Here is a 1741-nt window from a genome sequence, read left to right on the forward strand (position 1 = left end):
CATGAGGGGGTGGTTCCGAACCATCGGGTGGGTCAAGCGGCCGACCAGATCCTGAAGGGGTTCGCGGTGGCGGTGAAGTTGGGCGCGACCACGGCCCAGTTCGACGATACCGTGGCGATCCACCCGACCTCGCCGGTGCAGGTGGTGCTGATGCGCTGAGCCCGCTGTTGTAGAGCCGAGCCTATCCTCGCCTGCATGCGGGGAAGGCATGGTGCAGCCGAGCCCAGGCTCGGCTCTGGTTCCAGGCTGTAGCCGAGCAGGGGGTCGGCTCTACAACCGGCAGATCAACCGCCAGCGCCACCACCACCGGCCTGGATGCCGCCAGCGGTCAGCGCAGTCGGGTCCAGCAGGCGACGCAGTTCGGCCTCGTCCAGGCCGCTGTCTTCCAGCGCCACATCCAGCACCGGGCGCTGTTCCTTGTAGGCGCGCTTGGCAATCGCCGCGGCCTTCTCGTAGCCGATGATCGGGTTCAGCGCGGTGACCAGGATCGGGTTGCGCGCCAGCGCCTCAGCCACGCGGTCCTCGCGCACCTTCAGGCCGGCGATGGCACTGTCGGCCAGCAGGGTGGACACATTGGCCAGCAGGCCGATGCCATCGAGCAGGTTCACCGCGATCAGCGGCAGGGTGACGTTGAGCTGGAAGTTACCGGTCTGACCGGCCACGGTGATCGCGGTGTGGTGGCCGATCACCTGCGCACAGGCCATCACGGTCGCTTCCGGAATCACCGGGTTGACCTTGCCCGGCATGATCGAGCTGCCCGGCTGCAGTGCCGGCAGTTCGATCTCGCCCAGCCCGGCCAGCGGACCGGCATTCATCCAGCGAAGATCATTCGCGATCTTGATCAGGGCCACGGCCAGTGCATTGAGCTGGCCGGACAGCTCCACCGCGTCATCCTGCGCCGCCAGCCCTTCGAACTTGTTCTCGGCACTGTCGAACTTGACCGAGGTCTGCTGCTTGAGCGCCTTGGCCACCTGCGCGCCGAAACGCGGGTCGGCGTTGATGCCGGTGCCGATGGCGGTGCCACCCAGCGGCAGGCGGCGCACGCGCTTGAGGCTGTCCTCGATGCGCTCCTGCGCCGAGGCCAGCTGTGCCGACCACGCGCCGAATTCCTGCTCGAAGGTCAGCGGCATCGCATCCATCAGGTGGGTGCGACCGGTCTTGACCACTTTGCGCAGGCTGCGGCCCTTCTTGTCCAGGGTCTTGCGCAGGTGCACCAGCGCCGGCAGCAGCTGTTCGTGCGTGGCCAGCACCGCCGACACGCGCAGCGCGGTCGGGATCACGTCGTTGGAGCTCTGCCCCTGGTTGACGTGGTCGTTGGGGTGCACCACGGTCTTGCCTGCCTTGCCGGCACGGTTGGCCAGGGTGGCGATGACCTCGTTGGCATTCATGTTCGACGACGTGCCCGAGCCGGTCTGGTAGACGTCGATCGGGAAATGCGCGTCCCAGTCACCGGCAGCCACTTCGGCGGCGGCGGTCTGGATGGCCTTGGCCACGGTCCTGGGCAGGTGGCCCAGCTCGGCATTGACGCCGGCAGCGGCGCCCTTGACCAGGCCCAGCGCGCGGATGAAACCGCGCGGCATGCGCTGGCCCGAGACCGGGAAATTCTGCACGGCACGCTGGGTCTGCGCGCCCCACAGGGCATCGGCAGGCACCTGCAGCTCGCCCATGCTGTCGTGTTCGATCCGGAACCCGGTGGTTCCACCCTTGCTTGCAGCTTTGCTCATTGCATCGACTCCGCACT

At 67.5% G+C, this 1741-nt stretch carries 1 protein-coding gene and 1 pseudogene; one reads left to right on the plus strand and one right to left on the minus strand.

Annotated elements, in window-relative coordinates; genetic code table 11:
* Nucleotides 1-159, plus strand: a pseudogene (locus QRO91_RS22355) (glutathione-disulfide reductase); the annotation flags it as partial.
* Nucleotides 160-284: 125 nt separating this feature from the next.
* Here the strand turns inward: QRO91_RS22355 and QRO91_RS22360 are convergent.
* Nucleotides 285-1724, minus strand: a complete 1440-nt coding sequence (locus QRO91_RS22360; RefSeq protein WP_049428325.1) for an aspartate ammonia-lyase — start codon at nt 1722-1724, stop codon at nt 285-287.
* Between the last annotated feature and the right edge of the window lie 17 nt (nt 1725-1741).

Source organism: Stenotrophomonas maltophilia group sp. Smal32, from assembly GCF_030237085.1.
GTDB lineage: Bacteria > Pseudomonadota > Gammaproteobacteria > Xanthomonadales > Xanthomonadaceae > Stenotrophomonas > Stenotrophomonas maltophilia_Q.

What these genes read in the sequence shown, in the direction of transcription:
- QRO91_RS22360 (WP_049428325.1), bottom strand. Translation starts at nt 1,724, where the DNA reads ATGAGCAAAGCTGCAAGCAAGGGTGGAACCACCGGGTTCCGGATCGAA.